Origin of the sequence: Demequina silvatica (genome assembly GCF_000971215.1) — a bacterium.
GTDB classification, from domain to species: domain Bacteria; phylum Actinomycetota; class Actinomycetes; order Actinomycetales; family Demequinaceae; genus Demequina; species Demequina silvatica.
In genome coordinates this window covers 232,971-251,152 of the sequence record NZ_BBMA01000006.1, presented here as the reverse complement: position 1 = coordinate 251,152, position 18,182 = coordinate 232,971, and the positions used below count along the sequence as shown (strand labels likewise).

The following is an 18,182-nucleotide window of genomic DNA, read 5'->3' as shown; positions in this document are numbered from 1 at the left end:
GCGCTGAGGATGACTGCTACGGAAGTGCGCAGGCCGGTGTGGCGCAGGCCCGCCGTGATCGGTGGCGTCGGGGTGACGGCGCTGGTGGTCGCGATGGTGCTCAGCACCGAGTTCGTGAGCAACGACGCGCAGGCGATCGCGGCGGACACCGCGACCGAGTTTGCGGCCCTCAACTACGAGGACGTGATCGTGCCGTCGCTGACGGATCGCGCGATCCCCGTCGAGGAGCTCATCGCGATGATGGCCGAGGACCCGGAGGGCACGGGCGAGGAGTACGGGCGTCGTGAGGACGCGAACAAGCCGTACAGCTTCCCTGTAGTCGCCACCGGCGTCGTCGCGGAGGGCTCGTTCGGCGAGGTGGCGCTGGAGGTCGAGGGGCTGCCCGAGGGCGTGACCGTCGGCGTCGCGGTGCCGCCGCTCGGGTCCTCGACGGCGTTGCGCGACGCCGGCACCGAGGTGGCGTTCGGCGACTTCGTGAACCAGACGGAGTACCAGAACGTCGCGATCGAGCTGAACAAGCTCGCCGCAGAGAACGCGTACGCGGACGTCGACCTCGATTCGCTGCAGGGCAAGTCCATCACCGTGACCGGCGCGCTGTCGTGGTCCTCGAAGACCGGCGGCGAGGTCGACCACGTGGTCGTGGTCCCCGTCACCGTCGAGGTCGGCTGATGTCCGAGTCCAACGGGCGCATCACCACCCGCGGCGCGGTGGTGATGCGGGCCGAGGCCGTCACCAAGGCGTACGGCGGTACGCACGCCCTGCGCGGCGTCGACTTCGAGCTCCGCGTCGGCGAGGTCACCGCGCTCATCGGCGAGAACGGCGCGGGAAAGTCCACGCTCATGAAGATCCTGGCGGGCGTCGAGCAGCCGAGCTCCGGCACCATCACGCTCGACGGCGAGGTGGTCGCGTTCGCCAACCCGACCGAGGCACTCTCCCGGGGCGTCGCGATCATCCACCAGGAGCTGAGCCTCTGCCTCAACATGTCCATCGCGGACAACATCTTCCTGGGACGCGAGCGGGTGCGGAACGGCGCCGTCGACTTCGCGGCGCAGCGCGAGGAGACGGTGCAGCTGCTCGAGCGGCTCGAGGAGCCCCTCGACCCACGCACCACCGCCGCGGACCTGCGCCTCGGTCAGCAGCAGATCGTCGAGATCGCGCGCGCGCTCAGCGAGGACGCACGCATCCTCATCATGGATGAGCCGACCTCCGCGCTGTCGCACGCCGAGGTCCAGGTGCTGTTCCGCCTCATTCGCGAGCTCACGTCGCGTGGCGTCTCCGTGGTCTACATCTCGCACCACCTGGACGAGTGCCTCGAGCTCGCGGACACCGCGGTGGTGCTGCGCGACGGCGAGATCGTCGCGCGCGCCCCCATGGCCGAGGTCGACCTGCCGTGGATCGTGTCGCAGATGGTCGGGCGCGAGTCGGGCGACCTGTACGCGCCCATGGCGTACGACCCGGGTGAGGTGCTGCTCTCGCTCGACGGAGTCGTCGTCTCGGACCCCGACAGCCCAGGCCGCCTGGCCGCGCGAGACGTCTCGTTCGACGTCCACGCGGGGGAGGTGGTGGGCATCTACGGGCTCATGGGCGCCGGCCGCACCGAGCTGCTCGAGGCGCTCGCGGGACGGAACCCCATCCTCGCCGGCTCGGTCACTCTCGACGGCAAGGATCTGACGGGGCTCAGCGTCGAGGACCGCATCGACCGCGGACTCATCCTGGTCCCGGAGGATCGGCAGCGCGACGGGCTCGTTCAGGTGCTCTCGGTGGGCCGCAACATGGCGCTCGCCTCGGTAGGGAAGTTCGTCCAGGGGCTGTTCCTCAACCCCAAGCCCGAGTCGGAGCTGCTCGCTGAGACCGCGCGCGGCGTCAAGGTGAAGATGGCAGGCTTCGACGCCGCCATCGGCTCGCTGTCCGGCGGCAACCAGCAGAAGGTCGTCATCGGCAAGGCGCTCATGACCGAGCCGCGCGTGGTGGTGCTCGACGAGCCGACCCGCGGCATCGACGTGGGCGCCAAGGCAGACATCTTCGCCCTCATGGCGTCGCAGGCCCGCGAGGGTCGCGCCGTCCTCTTCGCCACCTCGGAGCTCGACGAGGTCCTCTACGCGAGCGACCGGATCATCGTCATGGCACGAGGGCGAGTCGTCGCGGAGCTCGACCCGCGCACCACCAGTCGAGAGCAGCTCATGGCCATCGCTGATTCCCCCGCGCAGGCCACCAACGCCCGAAACGAGGCATGACATGACCGCAACGCAGCAGTCGCCCAAGACCTCCGGATCCGTCGCGACGACGGGTCGGACCCGCAGGCCGATCATCGGGGACCGGGGGGTGGGCGAGTTCCTCCTCGATCAGCGCGCTTTCGTCGCGCTGATCGTCCTGGTGATCGTGTTCGCCCTGCTCTCTGACGCGTTCCTCACGCCGAGCAACCTCATCACCATGACCAAGCACGTCGCCTACAACGCGATCCTCGCGCTCGGCATGCTGCTGGTCATCACCACCGCGGGCATCGACCTCTCCGTCGGGTCGATCGTGGGCCTCTCCGGGATCGTGGCGGGGGTGATGCTGCAAGGCTGGCAGCTGTCCCTCTTCGACGTCACGGCGTATCCCGCGGTCTGGGTGGTGATCATCGTCGCGCTGGCGGTAGGCGCCTTGGTCGGTTCTCTCAACGGCTTGTTGGTCACAAGATTCAACGTCGCGCCATTCATCGCGACGCTGGGCACCATGTACATCGCCCGCGGCGCCGCGCTCCTCATCTCGAACGGCTCGACGTTCCCCAAGCTGCAGGGTGACCCCGAACTCGGCAACACCGGCTTCTCCTTCCTCGGCGTCGCGCGGCCCCTGGGGATCCCGACGGCGATCTGGATCATGGTGGCCTTCGCCATCGTGATCGCACTGCTGGTGAACAAGACCAGGTTCGGCCGGTGGCTCTACGCGACCGGCGGCAACGAGCGCGCCGCCCAGCTGTCCGGCGTGCCGGTCAAGAAGGTCAAGATGCGCGTCTACATCATCAGCGGCATCTGTGCCGCGATGGCGGGCCTCATCATCGCGTCTGAGCTCACGTCCGCCGCGCCTCAGACGGGCAACACCTTCGAGCTCAACGCCATCGCGGCCGTCGTCATCGGCGGAGCGTCCCTCGCGGGTGGTCGAGGCACGGTGAAGGGTGCGCTGATCGGCGCGTTCGTCATCGGCTTCCTGTCCGACGGACTCGTCCTCGTGGGCGTCTCAAGCTTCTGGCAGACCGTCATCAAGGGTCTGGTGATCGTCCTCGCGGTGATCCTCGACCAGGGCCAGGAGCGCCTCAAGAAGGCGAGAGCGGCGGCACAGGCCGCACAAAGCGTCAAGCAGGAGGCGGCGGAACGCGAAGCCGCCAAGGCTGCTTGATCCAACCCAGGAAATACAAGGAGAGAAGATGCTAGGCAAGTTCCGCAAAGGCGCTGTGATTGCCGCAGCAGCCATGTCCATTGTCGCCCTGAGCGCGTGCTCGTCCGGCGGCTCGTCCACCGAGACGTCCTCGTCCGCGGCGGCACCGACCACCGAGGCCAGCGCTCCCGCCACCGGCGGCGAGGCCGGCGGCCTCATCGCGGTCATCACCCCGTCGCACTCCAACGTCTTCTTCAAGGCGGAGGCGGACGCCGCGGTCGCTGAGGCCGAGGCGCTCGGCTACACGGCCCAGGCCGACTCGCACGACGACGACCCGAACAAGCAGTCGGAGCTCATCGACTCGGCGATCTCCAACGGCGCCGTCGCGATCATCCTCGACAACGCCGGTGCCGACGTCACCATCGGCGCCGTCCAGAAGGCGAAGGACGCGGGCATCCCCGTGTTCCTGATCGACCGAGAGATCAACGAGACCGGCATCGCCGTCTCGCAGATCGTGGCGAACAACTCGCAGGGCGCCGGCCTTGTGGGCGAGTCCTTCGTGGCCGCCATGGAGGGCGAGGGCACGTACATCGAGCTGCTCGGCCGCGAGACCGACACGAACGCTGCCGTGCGTTCCGAGGCGTACCACTCGGTGATCGACCAGTACGCCGACATGGAGATGGTCGCGCAGGAGACCGCCAACTGGGACCAGCAGGAGGCCTTCAACAAGGTCCAGACGCTGCTCGAGGCCAACCCTGACGTCAAGGGCATCATCGCGGGCAACGACACGATGGCGCTCGGCGCCGTCGCCGCCGTCGACGCGGCCGGCCTCACCGGCAAGGTGATCGTGGCCGGCTTCGACGGAAGCCCCGACGCCGCTCAGGCGATCAAGGACGGCAAGCTGCTGTCCACCGGCCTCCAGCCCGCCGTGCTGATTTCGCAGATGGCGGTTCAGCAGGCCGACGAGTACATCCGCAACGGCTCGACCGGCCAGCCCGAGAAGCAGTCCGTGGACTGCGTGCTCATCGACGAGTCCAACGTCGACAAGTACACGGTGTTCGCCCTCGAGGGCTGACGCCGACCCCACCTCCTCCAGAGAGGCAGCGCCCCCGCGGGATCCCCGCGGGGGCGCTGCTGTGACACCTGGGGGTGCGCTTGGCGGGTCCGTACGGCGCGCGCGGCGATTCAGGCTGTCGCGGCGCTGATGAGCTCGCGATCGTATGCGTCGGTCAACGCGGCCTCGAGCATGACCCACGCGGCGTCCTCATAGGACACGAACATGCCCGCGGGTCGGTTGACTCGGATGGCACCACGGACTTCGGCGCTGAGATGCCCGATCGACGCCATGCGACCCGGGCAGAAGATCACGTAGTTGATGCCCTCGTCGCGGATCGCGTCGATGCACGCCTGGTGTGCGCGGTACACGGCCTCGGCAGCTGGCCACTGGGACACGAACTGGACGTACGCGGGTGTGACGCCGTCCTCCGACATCACGTTGGTGCCGCCGGCGGGCCAGCACAGCTTCTTCGCGCCGTTGCGCCGGCAGGCGGCGGCGAGCTCACGCGCCATGGTGCGGTGGGCGCCGTTCCCGGACAGCACTACGTCCACGCCGCGCAGAGCCAGGTCGAGCGCCTCGGGGTCGGTGGCATCCCCGATGATGACGGACTCGAGCCGGGCCATCGTGTCGGTACCGATCCGTGCAAGCAACCGGCCCTCGTCGCGTACGAGCACCGACACGCGCGCGCCGCGGCTCAGCGCCTCGTCGACCATGTGGGCGCCCAGGCCGCCGACGCCAGCGATCAGGACGTGAGGGGATGCGGGATCTGTCATGGAGTCATTCCTTCCTAGGGTGGCGATCAGCAGGCGGCGTCGTCGACGCCGGGGTGCGCGTTGCCGACGAGCTTCTCGAGCAGCGGGATCAGGGCCGCCCGGTCGTCGGGCGAGAGGCGCAGCATGACGGGACTGCTCCGCTCGACGGCGCGGGTGAGCCGGGATCGGATGCTCTGGCCGGCGGGCGTCAGCTGCAGTTGCTTGATTCGGCGGTCCGCGCCGCTCTCGCGCGTCGCCAGCCCGTGCTCCTCCAGCTGGTCGGCGAGAGCGGTGACATACGAGCGGTCGCATGACAGCAGATCGGCGAGCGCGCGCATCGGCATCGGGTCCTCGAGCTGAAGCACCGCGCGCGCGAGCGCGACGGGCAGGCCCAGCTCGCCCGCGATCGCGGTGAACCCCGCCTTCGACTGAGCGGCCGCGTCCACCAGCAGCTGGGACAGCTGATGGGCCTCGGCTATGCGTTCCCTGCGCGATTCCATGGGTCGACAATAGCGCGACTGGTCAATTGTTTACCAACTTAACTGTTGTGGTACGGTGCCGAACGTTTGAGTTGCTCAATAACTTTCGCATCCACGACGCCGTTCCTAGGAGGAGCCCACCCATGCCGACCGCATTCGACACGTACGACCTCGCCGGCCTGACGCTGAGCAACCGCATCGTGATGGCGCCGATGACCCGAAGCCGCGCCTACGGCGACGGCGCGACGCCGACCCCGCTGATGGCCACGTACTACGCGCAGCGGGCGGGCGCAGGCCTTATCGTCACCGAGGGCATCCAGCCGTCCGTCGTCGGACAGGGGTATCCCGACACCCCTGGGCTGCACTCCGATGCTCAGATCGACGCGTGGCGTGAGGTCACGGATGCCGTGCATCAGGCGGACGGACGGATCTTCGCGCAGCTCATGCATGCGGGCCGGATCGGCCACGCGGATCTGCTGCCGGGTGACCTGACTCCGGTCGGGCCGTCCGAAGTGGCCGCGGAGGGCACCGTCTATACGCATGCCGGGCCCCGGGCCTACCCCGTTCCGCACGCCTTGACCGAGGCGGAGATCCTCGCGACCGTCGACGATTTCGCGGCGGCGGCCCGCAACGCGATGCGCGCCGGCTTCGACGGCGTCGAGCTGCACGGTGCCAACGGCTATCTCATCCACCAGTTCCTCGCGCCGAGCGCCAACCGGCGCACGGATGCGTGGGGCGGTCCGGTCGGCGCTCGGATCCGCTTCGCACTCGAGGTGGTGCGCGCCGTGGTCGACGCGATCGGCGCCGAGCATGTGGGCATCCGCCTGTCGCCGCGGATGCCCTTCCAGAGCATCGTCGAGCCGGATGCGGAGGACACCTACCTCGCATTGGTGCGGGAGTTCGACGGACTCGGGCTTGCATACCTCCACATCGCGGAGGCGCCCGGGCAGCGGGCGCTGACCCGCGCTATCCGAGAGGCGTACTCGGGCACGGTCATCCTCAACCCCGACACGATGCCCGCGCCGACCGGCCCCGACGCGGTCGCCCTCATCGAGAATGGTCTCGCCGACCTGGTTTCGTGGGGCGCGCTGTTCCTCGCGAACCCGGACCTTCCCCGTCGCCTCGCGCAGGGTGGGCCGTTCGCACAGGCGGACAGGAGCAAGGCGTTCGGAGGCGATCACCGCGGCTACACGGACTACCCGGCGTTGGTGGGCTGAGCCGCGCGGAAGCGCGCACAGATGCGCCGGGACCCCGAGGGTCCCGGCGCATCCGGTATCGCCATCCGTCCCCCACGGACGGAGACGTGTGTCAACCGACGGTGACCACCACGCGCTGGTAGTGCGTCAGGGCCGGCGTGCCATCATCGGTCGCCTCGAGGATCAGGTGGATCGTCTGACCCGGCTCAGCGTCCGTCGGCACCTTGAACCTCACCGCACCGTTGTTCCCGGACTGCACGATCTCGACCGTGCCCGCGTAGGTGTCGGCGTCTTCGTACTGCCACCACGACGTTGCCACGGCGTCGCCGTCGACATCGCCGACGATCGCCCGCAACGGAACCGTGCTGCCCGGCATGGCCGTGATGTCGACTCCCTGCGCCACGCGGGCGGTCGGGTTGTGGTTGGCCTCGGAGTAGTCGTCCGCGATGCCCCAGTCCACGCGAGCAGCGAAGTCGTTCTGGAGTTCGTCGAGCCACCGCATCTGCGCATACATCTTGCAGGGATCGATGAACCCACCGCCGCACGAGCTCACGAACGGGCTCTGGTCCGCCGCGTCCTTCCAGCCGTACGAGACGGTGTCGAAGCGACCGCCCCAACCACCCCACGTCGGGTCTTCGGACGAGCGGAGGCCGTTGAAGTCGAGCAGGTACATGAACGACGGAGAGTCGCCCTCGGAGAGGAAGTCGTACACATTGAAGCCGGTGTTCTGGTCCGGGCGCCAGCGGTTGTTCTGGTCGTCGCCTGGCGTCGGCTTGCCGTCGCGCATGGTGCGGTACTCGTACGCGAGGGGGCCGTGGTCGTTCACGATGTTCGGGCCGAGCCAGTCGCCTCTCAAGGTGTCGAGCTGATCAGCGGGAAGCGCGTTCCGCCAGAAGTACGCGAAGCCCCAGAATGCCCCCTGGTTGTCGATGATCTTGACGTCGGGCCAGGCGGGCTTGATGTAGTTCGCGAGGGTGTTGTCCTGCGTGAGGATGTTGTAGACCACGACCTTCTCGGAGATCTCGGCCTGCATCGCGGGCCACTCCGGGGAGCTCGAGTACTCCTCCTCGATCGACTTCAGCGCGCGAGCGAGAGAGTTGGTGCCGCCCCAGGCGAGGACGTAGAGCGGGCCCGGCTCGTCGGCGAGGATGCGATCGACGATGAGCTCCGAACCCTCGGTGACCTCCTCCATCTCGTGAACGTTGGAGATGTTGCCGATCTTGTAGATGCTGTGGAGCTCCTCGGGCGACGGGTAGTCCGCGTCGTGCTTGACCAGGTTCGGGTAGATCTCGCCGTACTTGTCGATGTAGTCCGAGATCCATTCGGTGCCGGTCCACCGGAACGGTGCGACGTCGTCGCCGTTGCCGGCCCAGTGGTACATGGAGCTGGTCAGCACGATGCCCTCGGTGTCGAACTCATTCGCGTAGTAGAGGTAGCGGATGAAGCTGTCCATGTCGTCGACCTCACCGTCGTTGGTAAGGATGACGCGTGGCTTGGCGTCCTCGGTCGCCTTGGCCTGGGCGGCCTGGATGGGTGCAGCCTCGGGCGGTGCGGCCACGGCGGGCGCCGCCGCCGCGATGCCGCACCCGAGTGCGGCGAGCCCGAGGACGGCTGCGCCGCCGAGGGATCGAGCGCGTGTCGGCAGTGCTGGTCGAGCAAGGGTGAACCCCATGACTTTCTCCGTTCATCGACGTTGACAACGGCCGGGCTCGTGGGGCGCCCGAGCTGCATCTGCATTAATATTCAGTCATGCCTATGCACTCGCCACTCTATTGACGCGACTCGACGGATGTCAATCGGAAGCCGCAAATCGGAGCTGCGTGATCGGTGGGACCGCGCACGGCCCGCACGGCGGGCGGTTGTCGCGGGGCAGTTCAGGGTACGGTTGCATATCTGTTCGCAAGCGAATGAAGCCGAGGAGGGCCATGTCGGAGTCTGACGCGGCGACGCGGGGCGATGCTTACTCTCATGTCGACGACCACACCAGGCTGATGGTGCGCATCGCACGCATGTATCACGAGCAGGGGCTCCGCCAGGCGCAGATCGCCGCGCGCCTCCACGTATCGCAGCCGCGGGTGTCGCGCCTTCTCAAGCGCGCGGTCGACGCCGGGATCGTGCGCACCACCGTGTCGGAGCCGGGCGGCGTGTTCACAGAGCTGGAACGACGGTTGGAGCGGGCCTTCGGCCTGGTGGAGGCGGTCGTCGTCGACCCCGGAGGCCAGGATGAGGTGCGTGCGGTCGGGAGCGCGACCGCGGCGTACCTCGAGACCACGATGACCGGCGGCGACCGGGTCGGGATCTCCTCGTGGAGCGCGTCATTGATCGCGGCCGTCGACGCCATGCGGCCCGCCCACTCGGTCGTGGCAACCTCCGTGGTGCAACTCATGGGTGGCGTCGGTGAGTCGCGCGTGCAGGTCGAGGCGACGCGCATGCTGACCCGGTTCGCCGCGGCCACGGGTGCGGAGCCGGTGTTCCTTCCCGCGCCGGGCCTGCTAGGAAGTTCGTCTGCGCGGGAGTCGCTCATGGCTGATCCCTCGGTCATGTCGGTCGCCTCGCATTGGCCCGATCTGACGATAGCGTTGCTCGGCATCGGCACCACGGAGCCATCGCCGCTGCTGCGCAGCTCCGGAAACGCGGTCACTGAGGCGGACGAGGCATCGCTGCGCGCGGTCGGTGCGGTCGGCGACGTCTGTCTGCGCTACTTCGATGCGGACGGGTTGCCGGTGCGATCGGGGTTCGACGGTCGTGTCATCGGCATCAGCCCGGACGTCCTACGCTCGATCCCGCGCCGTATCGGCGTCGCGGGCGGCACCCGCAAGCTCGCGGCGATCCGCGGAGCGTTGCATGGTGGGTGGGTGAACGTCCTCGTCACGGATGTCGCGATCGCGCGCGCGCTAGTGGAGAGTGAGCAGCACAGGTGAGTCAAAGGCCAGTCGAGGCGGCGATCGCCGCGATCCGGGAGGGCCTGCCCGTGGTGGTCACCGACCACCCGGACCGTGAGGACGAAGGCGACCTGGTGATCGCCGCGCAATGCGCATCGCCGGAGTGGGTCGCGTTCATGATGCGGGAGTGTCGCGGGCTCATCTGCGCCCCCATCCTCGCGGCCCGCGCGGACGAGCTGGGCCTGCCGCCCATGGTGCCGCAGAACGCCGAGGCGTTGCGGACCGCGTTCACCGTCTCGGTCGATGCGGCGCAGGGCGTGACGACGGGCATCTCCGCCAGCGATCGCGCCAAGGCGATCGCGATTCTTGTCGATCCGGCGCGCGGCTCTGGCGACCTGGTACGTCCTGGCCATCTGTTCCCGCTCGTCGCGGCCGAGGGCGGTGTGGTCGCGCGACCTGGGCATACCGAGGCCGCCGTCGATCTCGCGCGGCTCGCCGGCTGGGAGCCGGCGGGCGTGATCTGCGAGATCGCGGGCGAGGACGGGGAGATGCTCCGCGGGGCCGACCTCCGTGCGTTCTCCGAGGCACACGGGTTTGTGCAGGTGTCGATCGACGAGCTCGTCGAGTACATGGCGGTCTAGGCAGGGGCAGGTGGTAGAGATGCGGTCCGAGCACACGATCGCGCCGTTCGGAGCAGTGCCCGCCCATTGGCTGTGGGGCATCGCGACGTCGTCGCACCAGGTCGAGGGCGGCAACGAGGGCAACGACTGGTCGCGGTGGGAACAGCCGCCAGGCGTGCGGACCGCTGAGCCGAGCGGCGCTGCGTGCGACTCGTGGAACCGCTGGCCGGAGGACCTGCGCCTGGTCGCGGGCATGGGACTCGATGCGTACCGGTTCTCCCTCGAGTGGAGCCGGATCGAGCCGCAGGACGGCGTGATCGACCAGGCTGCACTCGACACCTATGCGGCGATGCTGCGCGGCGCGCGCGACCTGGGCCTACGCACCATGGTGACGCTGCACTCCTTCACCACGCCGCAGTGGGTGGTGGATCGAGGTGGATGGGAGGCCGCGGACACGGCCGACCTGTTCGCGCGCTACGCCGGGATCGTCGCTGCACAGCTGGGCGAGCTCATCGATGTCGCGGTGACGTTCAACGAGCCCAACACCGTCACGAGCCAGGGCTACTGGAACGGCGTCTTTCCGCCGGGCTTCAAGCAGGACGTCGCGGCTCTCGAGCGCGCCACGGACACCTTTCTCGCCGCGCACCGGGCGGGTGCCAGCGCTCTGCGCGAGGGGCCCGGCGATTTCCCCGTCGGTCTCACGGTGTCGCTCCAGGATGTCGTCGTCCATGTGGACGATGACCCGCGATCGCCCGGCGTGCACCTCGTCGACCATCCGGAGGCAGACCCCACCCCGCGCCTCACCGCGCTCCTCACCACCGTCTACCTTGAGGCCGCGCGCCGCGACGACTTCATCGGCGTCCAGACCTACATGACCCAGCACGTGGGATCCAAGGGTCAGGCCCTGGAGATGCCGCCGGAATGGCGCGTCACCAATCTCGGCTACCTCTACTCGCCCGAGGCGGTCCTGCACACGGTCCCGCTCGCGGCGCGTGTCGCGGAGGTGCCCATCATGATCACCGGAACAGGCGTCACCACCGACAACGAGGATGAGCGCATCGAGTACTACGCGCGATTCCTCGCCGCGCTCCGGACGACGATGGACGCGGACGCCGACGTCCGTGGCTTCATCGCGTGGAGCCTGATCGACAACTTCGAATGGCAGTTCGGGTTCGCGCCGCACTTCGGCATGCACTCTGTCGACCGGACCACCTTCGCGCGCACCCCCAAGGTTTCGGCACGCTGGTATGCGGAGGTCGTCCGCGCATCGCGGGTCTGAATCGCCCGAGGCCCACGGGACGATGCGCCGGCCCCGCCCGCTCCGATGGCGCCTTCGCGCCGGGCCGGGTAGACACGAAGCATGACCCGCACGAGCGACTGGCTGGACGGCTACATCAAGGCCTGGGCATCCAAGGAGGACGCGGACATCCGCGCCCTCTTCACCGACGACGCCGAGTACTGGTTCCGGCCCAACGACCCGGAACCGGTCAAGGGCATCGACGCGATCATCGAGGCGTGGAAGGAGCCCGAGCCGTCGAACCCGACCTACAGCCTCGCGGTCCTCATCGAGAACAGCGAGCTCGGGATCATCACGGGCACGGTCGACTATCCGGGCCACGAGAGCTACACCAACCTCTGGGAGGTGTGGTTCGCGCCGGACGGCCGCGCGGCGCGGTTCATCGAGTGGTTCATGACCCCGCGGGAGACCGCGGACTGAACGTCGCGTGCCCGCCCGGCCCGCGCATCGTCCCTCGCCGTTGCGGACGCTGAGCGTCCGGGGTAGACACGAGACGTGGTGGCACCCGGGGGTCGCCACCCGCGGATCGAGGGGGTATGCCATGGGCGACCGGGTCGGCGACATCATCGGCGACTACCGCGCGTTCGTCGCGCGCCAGCGCGATCGCCTCCTCGACCGTGGGATCGACATCTCTCCCTATGAGTTCAGCCACCTCGCCTACCGCCTGCCGGAGTGGGACCAGTACGTCCACGTGAGGGACCTGCTCGAGCGGGATTCGGTGGCGAACATGGAGGGCGTTTGGAACGGCAGGCCCATGTCGATGCTGGTGCTCGCGGAGCCGCTCCGAGTGCTCGACGGGCGCGGCATCCCGCTCATCGAGCTGATCCCGCCGGTCCACCAGCGCGTCTACAAGATGGGCATGGAGCACGTGGGGCTGGTGGTCGGCGCGGAGGCCGAGGAGTTCTCTCGCCGTCACCGAGCGGTGCTCACGGGGCAGCAGTTCCAGAACGAGTGGAACGAGCCGTACTACATCCTGTTCGGGGACTTCACCCACGTGAAGTTCCACCAGCGTCCGCTGCGTGAGGTGGTCGAGCTGCAGGGCGGCACGTTCGACGGGTTCCGCCACGTGGAAGGCTGGCGGCCCCAGCAGCTGGTCACCGCGACCGGGCCGGACCCGCTGCCGCGCGACCTCGGCTGACCGGTTCGCCCGCGCCGCCTAGAGTCGCCCCATGACGCTCTCTCAGGCCGTGCTCGGCTTCGGCGCGGTGGCACTGCTGCTCACCGTCGTGCCCGGGATCGACACCACGCTGGTCCTGCGCTCAACCCTGGTGGGCGGCCGTCGCCAGGCCGCCGCGGCCGCGTTCGGGATCACGCTCGGGCTGTTCGTGTGGGGCGCCGCCGCCGCGGTGGGCGCGGCCGCGTTGCTCGCGGCCTCCGAGTGGGCGTTCCGGGTGGTGACGTGGGGCGGCGCGGCGTACATCGTCTACCTGGGCGGACGCATGCTGTGGCGGGCCGTGCGAGGGGACGATGCGGCGGTCGCCCTGGAGCCCACGCCCGGTCCGCGCGGGGTTGGGCGGGCGCTCGCGACGGGCTTCACCACCAACCTGCTCAATCCCAAGACCGGGGTCTTCTACATCGCGACAATCCCGCAGTTCATCCCGGACGGGTACTCGCCGCTGGCCGTGGGGCTGCTGCTCGCGGCGGTGCACGCGGCGCTGGGGCTGGTGTGGTTCGCGCTGATCATCCTGGGCGCGGGCTACGCGCGGCGATGGCTCGCGAGCGTGCGCGGCGTGCGGGTGGTCGACGCCGTCGCGGGGACTGTGCTGGTCGCGATGGGGGTCCGCCTGGCGCTGGCGCATCGCTAGCCCGAGTCGGCGTGACCCGTCGGCCCGGCACCTGGCGAGTGCGATGTCGGCCACCGGTGAGACCATTCCTGGAGGACCGTGTGCGGGCAGGAGGTGTGGGATGCGCGGCGAAGCGACGGTGCTCCACGCCGACCTCGACGCGTTCTACGCCTCGGTCGAGCAACGCGACGAGCCCGCACTTCGGGGACGGCCCGTGATCGTGGGCGGCGGCGTCGTGGCGGCCGCGAGCTATGAAGCGAAGGCCCGGGGCGTGCGCACCGCGATGGGGGTGCATCGGGCGCGTGCGCTCTGTCCCGACGCGATCGTCGTTGCGCCGCGCATGGAGGCCTACTCCGCGGCGAGCCGTGCCGTGTTCGCGATCTTCCACGACACCACGCCGTACGTGGAGGGAATCTCGATCGACGAGGCGTTCCTCGAGGTGGGGGGCCTGCGCCGTATTGCGGGGACCCCCGAGGAGATCGCCGTGCGCCTGCGGGAACGCGTGCGTGCCGAGGTCGGGCTCCCGATCTCGGTGGGCGTCGCGAGGACCAAGTTCCTCGCGAAGGTCGCGAGCGCGGTCAGCAAGCCCGACGGGCTCCTGGTGGTGGGGCCGGACCGCGAGGAGGCGTTCCTTCACCCGCTCCCGGTCGAACGGCTCTGGGGCGTGGGCGCGGTGACCGCGGAGAAGCTGCACCGCAACGGCGTCTACACGGTCGGGCAGCTGGCAGAGCTCGAGTCCGCGACCGCCGAGCGATGGCTTGGCAAGGCTGCCGGCGCGCATCTGCATGCGCTGGCCCGGCTCCGGGACCCGCGGCCCGTCGACACGACCAAGCGCCACGGATCCATCGGCTCGCAGCGCGCGCTCGGCAATCGGTCGTATGCAGGTGGCGAGCTCGGGCTGATCCTCACGCAGATCGTCGACGCCCTCGCGAAGCGCCTGCGCGATCGCGGATCGTCGTGCGCCACCGTGGTCCTGAGGCTGCGCTACGGCGACTTCGCGAAGGCGACGCGATCGCACACGCTCGCCGCGCCTACCGATCGCACCGAGGTACTGCTCGCCGTCGCCCAGCGGTTGCTCGCTGCGGCGGGTCCCGACATCGCCGCACGCGGCATCACCCTCATCGGCGTCTCGCTCTCGCAGCTGACCAGCGCCGGCGAGGTTCAGGCGGAGCTTCCGATCGACTGGAACGACGGGGCGCGCATCGACGCCGCGCTCGACACCGCCCTCGACGCGGTCCGTGATCGGTTCGGCTCCGCCGCCGTCACACGCGCGGCGCTCATCGGTCGTGACCCTGGTGTGTCGGCGCCGCGCCTGCCTGAACACGAGTAGGCACGGTGCAGGAGCCGCGCGGTAAGCGCGGCCCTGTCACGGCGGGCCTCCACGGGACCGCGCGGACCCTCTTCAGGCCGGGTGGCTACGAGCCGACGGACCGCCGCGCCGCGTCAAGGAGGCCTGTCAGCAGCTCGCCAGGGATCGGCGTGCTGTCGGTGAACGTCACGCCGGTCTTGGTGTGCTTGAGGCCAGCGTCCTCGATGGCTTCGGCGCACTCCGCGACCGCCTCGGCAGGCAGGTAGAGGCCGCACTGCTTGCTGAAGGCCGCGTATCCGATCATGGTCGCGTCGCCGACGCGGAAGCCAGGCATCCCATAGGCGATCACCTCGTCCGCGTCAGGAAGGGCGGTCGTGATCGCGGCGCGCAAGGCGCGCAGCGCGGGCCGGAAGCGCTCGGGTGCGGCGTCGATGTACTCGTCGTGCGAAGCGTGCTCGGTCACGTTGCGATCCCTGGTGAGTCGGGGAGTGGGGAGCGCGCATCGCTCGCCGTCCGGCTGCCGCCACTTCCCCAGCGCCAGCCTAGGTCAGTCGTGCATCCGCGGCGGTGCCGCGGCGACACACGGGCTTTGCCTGCATCAGCGGCGGCTCCCAAGGGGCGCGCCGCGGGCGATGCGATGCTGCGAGTGTTCTCCGTGGTCGGCGCCTCACACGTGCCCGTGGCGCAGGGGTGTGCGCACGCTCGCCGATTTCATGCACTTTCGCGGGGTTTGGGGCGGCCGCGAGCGCATCGCGCACTCACCCATCACGTGAAACGCCTGGTAGATCGCATCTGGAACTTCCAGCGCTTGTGTGCTCGCCGTCGATCGCGCGTGGAAGTGCATGAAAACGGCGAGCGTCGCGAACGGTTCCTGGGCGCGGCGCGCCCCGGCAACGAAGGGTGGCGTGCAGCCAACTGAAGTTGGCGGTCGCCAACTTCAGTTGGCTCGCGATCTGAGCCGATCTAGTTCGGCGGCTGTCAAATTGTTGTTACGCGGAAGGCATCTGATCCCTTGCGGCCTATGGGGTCGCGATAAGGGTGGAGGTGGGTATGGGGGCAACCGCGGTTCCGAGTCCTATGGGGCTCAAACATTGACCAATCGATATTTTGGAGAATAACCTCCACCATATGAGAACAGAGCCGCCGCTCCTCGCCCCGATCTTCCGGTCGGACGGGCAAGCGCGCCTGCTCTCGGTCGTGATCCTTGGCGACGATGAGATCAGCCTGACCGATCTCGCGTCACGGGCTGAGCTGGCCTATCCCACCGCGCACCGAGAAGTCGCGCGACTGCTGGATGCCGGCATCCTTGCCGAACGGCTTGTCGGACGCACACGCATGCTCCGCGCAAGCGACGCGAGCCCGCTGGTTCCGCCGCTGCGCGAGATCCTCCTCATCGCGACGGGGCCGGTGGCGCTCCTCGCCGAGGAGTTCGCGCGGATAGATGGAATCGAGGCTGCGTTCCTCTACGGTTCGTTCGCCGCCCGCATGCGTGGCGTCACGGGGGCGGCGCCGAATGACATCGACGTGATGGTGATTGGCGCGCCCGACCCGGAGTCGGTGTACCGGGCATGCGATCGTGCCGAGGAGTGGGTGCATCGGCCGGTCAACGCGACGATCCTCACACCCGATGAGGCTCGCGGGGACTCCGGGTTCCTCGACCAGGTGCGCAACAGTCCGACCGTGCCGATCATCGGAGGTGAGCAATGGTCGTGACGCCTCGAGTGGGCCCCGTGGGGCTCGAACCCACGACCTACGGATTAAAAGTCCGCTGCTCTACCGACTGAGCTAGAGGCCCACGGCCAATGCTAGCCGCGCCGCGCATCGTCCCTCGCAACCGGCGAACCGGACGATACCCGCGAGCGAACTCAGGCCCGCGCCCGCTCCGCCCGTCCGGAGGACCCGCCGAGCGACAGCACCAGCGCGGCCGCGAACGCGCCGAGGAAGGCGCCGGCGGTGTTGAGGATGATGTCGTCGACGTCCGCGACGCGCCCCAGCAGGTACTGCGTCGCCTCGATCGCCGCGGACAGCGCGAGCCCGAGCCCGGTCCCCGTGACCACGCGCAGGAAGAATCCGCCACGCGTCATCATCGCCGCGACCGTCCCCAACGGCACGAACAGCAGCACGTTCCCCACGAGGTTCATCCACGGCGCGCCCGCGCCGGTCTCGAGCGCGCGGCGGATCTCCTGGCCGGGCGTGAGGTTGACGCCGCCGGTGCCGCCGGAGTGCGTGACCACCGTGAGCCCGATGGTCACCCACAGGATCACCGCGAGGCACGTGAGCATCGCGGCCCACAGCGCGGTCCGGCGCCCGTGCCCGAAGATCGCACCCACGCCCCACGCGACCAGCACCAGCACGGCGCCGATCGCCGCGATCGGCAGCATGCCTGCCGTCGCGGACGCGGGTTGGAGCGCGGGCATCGTCCCTCCTCAAGGGGTTCGCGGGGTCAACGCCCGAGACTACGCGCGCGTGCCCGCGCTCGGAACCGCCCGCCTCAGCGCAGCACGTGCAGCTCGCCGAAACCCCGCCACGCCATCGCGATGTTGAGCGGACGGTCGAGCACGGCCCACGAGGCGCACTTCGCCACCGCGATGCCGCGCATCCGCGCCTCCAGCCCGGGGTCCTCGCATCCGGACGCCTCGCGGTACGCCTGCACCGCCAGCGACACCCCCGCGGCGGGCATCGCGGTGTAGAGGAAGGACAGGTCGACCGCGCGCTCGCAGCCCGCCATCTTGCCCCAGTCGATGATCCCCGCGAACCCGCCGTCGACGCCCAGCAGGTTGGAGCCGTGCGGGTCCGCGTGCGACCACACCACCTCGGTGGGGGCGGGCGCTTCGAGCGCCTCGAGCCAGACCTCCCTGAGCGCGGCGCGGTCGAGCCGCTCGCCGTGCGGACCCTCAGCGTCCACCAGCATCCCGAGCGCCCAGTCGAGGTTGTCCTCGCGCTCGACCAGCGTGATCGACTGCTCGGGGTTGAACCACGCGTCCTCGCCGGCTGGCGAGTGCACCTGGGCGAACGCGCGCCCCAGGTCCGGCCCGGAGCTCGCGTCCAGCGGCGCCGTGTCCGCGGTCGCGCCGGGCAGCCAGCTCACCACCGCCCACGGCCACGGGTAGCCGTCCTGCGCGACGCCGCTCGCGACCACGCGCGGGTGGGGGAACGTCCACGCGGCGCCCACGTGCTCGAGCAGCCGCGACTCGCGCGCGAGCGGCCCCACCGCCGCCTCGACGCGCGGCAGCCGCAGCCCCAGCTCCTCGCCCAGGCGGTAGACCACCATGTCCCAGCCGTCGAACCGCTCGCCGATCTCGAGGTGCGCCAGCCCCGGCAGCTGCCGGTCCACCAGCGCCCTCGCGAGCGCGCGCGAGATCGCCGGGTGGGCGGGCGGCGGGCCGGCGTCGCGGATCATCCTGCGAAATTACCAGCGGCCGGAGGGACGATGCGCGGGCTGGGTCCCCGCC

The 18,182-nt window shown here is 69.5% G+C and carries 19 protein-coding genes and 1 tRNA gene; 13 read left to right on the top strand and 7 right to left on the bottom strand.

All coding sequences use genetic code 11. The features are described 5' to 3' along the window. Positions 1-9 precede the first annotated feature (9 nt). The 4 genes from AOM05_RS10365 (at position 10) to AOM05_RS10350 (ending at position 4,429) form a co-directional block, all read left to right on the top strand. Positions 10-669, top strand: a complete 660-nt coding sequence (locus AOM05_RS10365) for a DUF2291 family protein (RefSeq protein ID WP_082097449.1) — start codon at positions 10-12, stop codon at positions 667-669. Next, positions 669-2,234: a sugar ABC transporter ATP-binding protein gene (locus tag AOM05_RS10360; protein ID WP_062521933.1), complete on the top strand. Its 1,566-nt coding sequence runs from the start codon at positions 669-671 to the stop codon at positions 2,232-2,234. The genes AOM05_RS10365 and AOM05_RS10360 overlap by 1 nt, the downstream gene beginning before the upstream one ends. Position 2,235: 1 nt before the next feature. Continuing rightward, positions 2,236-3,375, top strand: coding sequence for an ABC transporter permease (locus AOM05_RS10355; RefSeq protein ID WP_062521931.1), 1,140 nt, complete (start codon positions 2,236-2,238; stop codon positions 3,373-3,375). A gap of 73 nt (positions 3,376-3,448) precedes the next feature. After that, entirely contained in the window at positions 3,449-4,429 is a 981-nt protein-coding gene (locus tag AOM05_RS10350; RefSeq protein WP_228373263.1) for a D-ribose ABC transporter substrate-binding protein, read from the top strand. A 110-nt stretch (positions 4,430-4,539) separates the two neighbouring features. On the opposite strand, the gene AOM05_RS10345 is transcribed toward AOM05_RS10350, so the two are convergent. Both AOM05_RS10345 and AOM05_RS14285 read right to left on the bottom strand, forming a co-directional pair. Next, positions 4,540-5,184, bottom strand: a complete 645-nt coding sequence (locus tag AOM05_RS10345; RefSeq protein WP_062521928.1) for an NAD(P)-dependent oxidoreductase — start codon at positions 5,182-5,184, stop codon at positions 4,540-4,542. A 26-nt stretch (positions 5,185-5,210) separates the two neighbouring features. Further along, the gene (locus tag AOM05_RS14285; protein WP_062521926.1) at positions 5,211-5,663 is read right to left on the bottom strand and encodes a MarR family winged helix-turn-helix transcriptional regulator; all 453 of its coding nucleotides are present in this window, start codon (positions 5,661-5,663) and stop codon (positions 5,211-5,213) included. Positions 5,664-5,689: 26 nt separating this feature from the next. Between AOM05_RS14285 and AOM05_RS10335 the strand changes: the two genes are divergently transcribed. Beyond that, positions 5,690-6,859 (top strand): alkene reductase, encoded by a 1,170-nt coding sequence (locus AOM05_RS10335; RefSeq protein ID WP_228373262.1) that lies wholly within the window; start codon positions 5,690-5,692, stop codon positions 6,857-6,859. A 91-nt stretch (positions 6,860-6,950) separates the two neighbouring features. On the opposite strand, the gene AOM05_RS10330 is transcribed toward AOM05_RS10335, so the two are convergent. Next, a complete protein-coding gene (locus AOM05_RS10330) occupies positions 6,951-8,510 on the bottom strand; it encodes a nucleoside hydrolase-like domain-containing protein (protein ID WP_082097447.1) in 1,560 nt (519 codons plus the stop codon). A 253-nt stretch (positions 8,511-8,763) separates the two neighbouring features. Between AOM05_RS10330 and AOM05_RS10325 the strand changes: the two genes are divergently transcribed. From AOM05_RS10325 to dinB, 7 genes are all read left to right on the top strand, one after another. Beyond that, a complete protein-coding gene (locus AOM05_RS10325) occupies positions 8,764-9,759 on the top strand; it encodes a sugar-binding transcriptional regulator (protein WP_062521920.1) in 996 nt (331 codons plus the stop codon). Beyond that, entirely contained in the window at positions 9,756-10,361 is a 606-nt protein-coding gene (gene ribB / locus AOM05_RS10320; protein WP_062521917.1) for a 3,4-dihydroxy-2-butanone-4-phosphate synthase, read from the top strand. The genes AOM05_RS10325 and ribB overlap by 4 nt, the downstream gene beginning before the upstream one ends. Before the next feature lie 19 nt (positions 10,362-10,380). Next, entirely contained in the window at positions 10,381-11,619 is a 1,239-nt protein-coding gene (locus AOM05_RS10315) for a glycoside hydrolase family 1 protein (RefSeq protein WP_062521915.1), read from the top strand. An 81-nt stretch (positions 11,620-11,700) separates the two neighbouring features. Then, positions 11,701-12,057, top strand: coding sequence for a nuclear transport factor 2 family protein (locus tag AOM05_RS10310; RefSeq protein WP_062521913.1), 357 nt, complete (start codon positions 11,701-11,703; stop codon positions 12,055-12,057). A 121-nt stretch (positions 12,058-12,178) separates the two neighbouring features. Continuing rightward, positions 12,179-12,775 carry a VOC family protein gene (locus AOM05_RS10305; RefSeq protein ID WP_062521911.1) on the top strand — a complete coding sequence of 199 codons (597 nt, stop codon included), beginning with the start codon at positions 12,179-12,181 and terminating at the stop codon, positions 12,773-12,775. Between the two features lie 31 nt (positions 12,776-12,806). Then, complete coding sequence (locus AOM05_RS10300) at positions 12,807-13,442, top strand: LysE family translocator (RefSeq protein WP_062521909.1); 636 nt, start codon at positions 12,807-12,809, stop codon at positions 13,440-13,442. 100 nt (positions 13,443-13,542) lie between these two features. After that, complete coding sequence (gene dinB / locus AOM05_RS10295; protein WP_062521907.1) at positions 13,543-14,751, top strand: DNA polymerase IV; 1,209 nt, start codon at positions 13,543-13,545, stop codon at positions 14,749-14,751. 85 nt (positions 14,752-14,836) lie between these two features. Here the strand turns inward: dinB and AOM05_RS10290 are convergent, their stop codons facing one another. Further along, entirely contained in the window at positions 14,837-15,193 is a 357-nt protein-coding gene (locus AOM05_RS10290; protein WP_062521904.1) for an iron chaperone, read from the bottom strand. Between the two features lie 665 nt (positions 15,194-15,858). Between AOM05_RS10290 and AOM05_RS10285 the strand changes: the two genes are divergently transcribed. Beyond that, complete coding sequence (locus tag AOM05_RS10285) at positions 15,859-16,443, top strand: hypothetical protein (RefSeq protein WP_062521902.1); 585 nt, start codon at positions 15,859-15,861, stop codon at positions 16,441-16,443. 9 nt (positions 16,444-16,452) lie between these two features. Here AOM05_RS10285 and AOM05_RS10280 read toward each other — a convergent pair. From AOM05_RS10280 to AOM05_RS10270, 3 genes are all read right to left on the bottom strand, one after another. Next, a tRNA-Lys gene (locus AOM05_RS10280) sits at positions 16,453-16,525 on the bottom strand. A 70-nt stretch (positions 16,526-16,595) separates the two neighbouring features. Continuing rightward, positions 16,596-17,147, bottom strand: coding sequence for a VanZ family protein (locus AOM05_RS10275; protein WP_062521900.1), 552 nt, complete (start codon positions 17,145-17,147; stop codon positions 16,596-16,598). A gap of 74 nt (positions 17,148-17,221) precedes the next feature. Next, positions 17,222-18,130: a phosphotransferase gene (locus AOM05_RS10270; RefSeq protein ID WP_062521898.1), complete on the bottom strand. Its 909-nt coding sequence runs from the start codon at positions 18,128-18,130 to the stop codon at positions 17,222-17,224. Between the last annotated feature and the right edge of the window lie 52 nt (positions 18,131-18,182).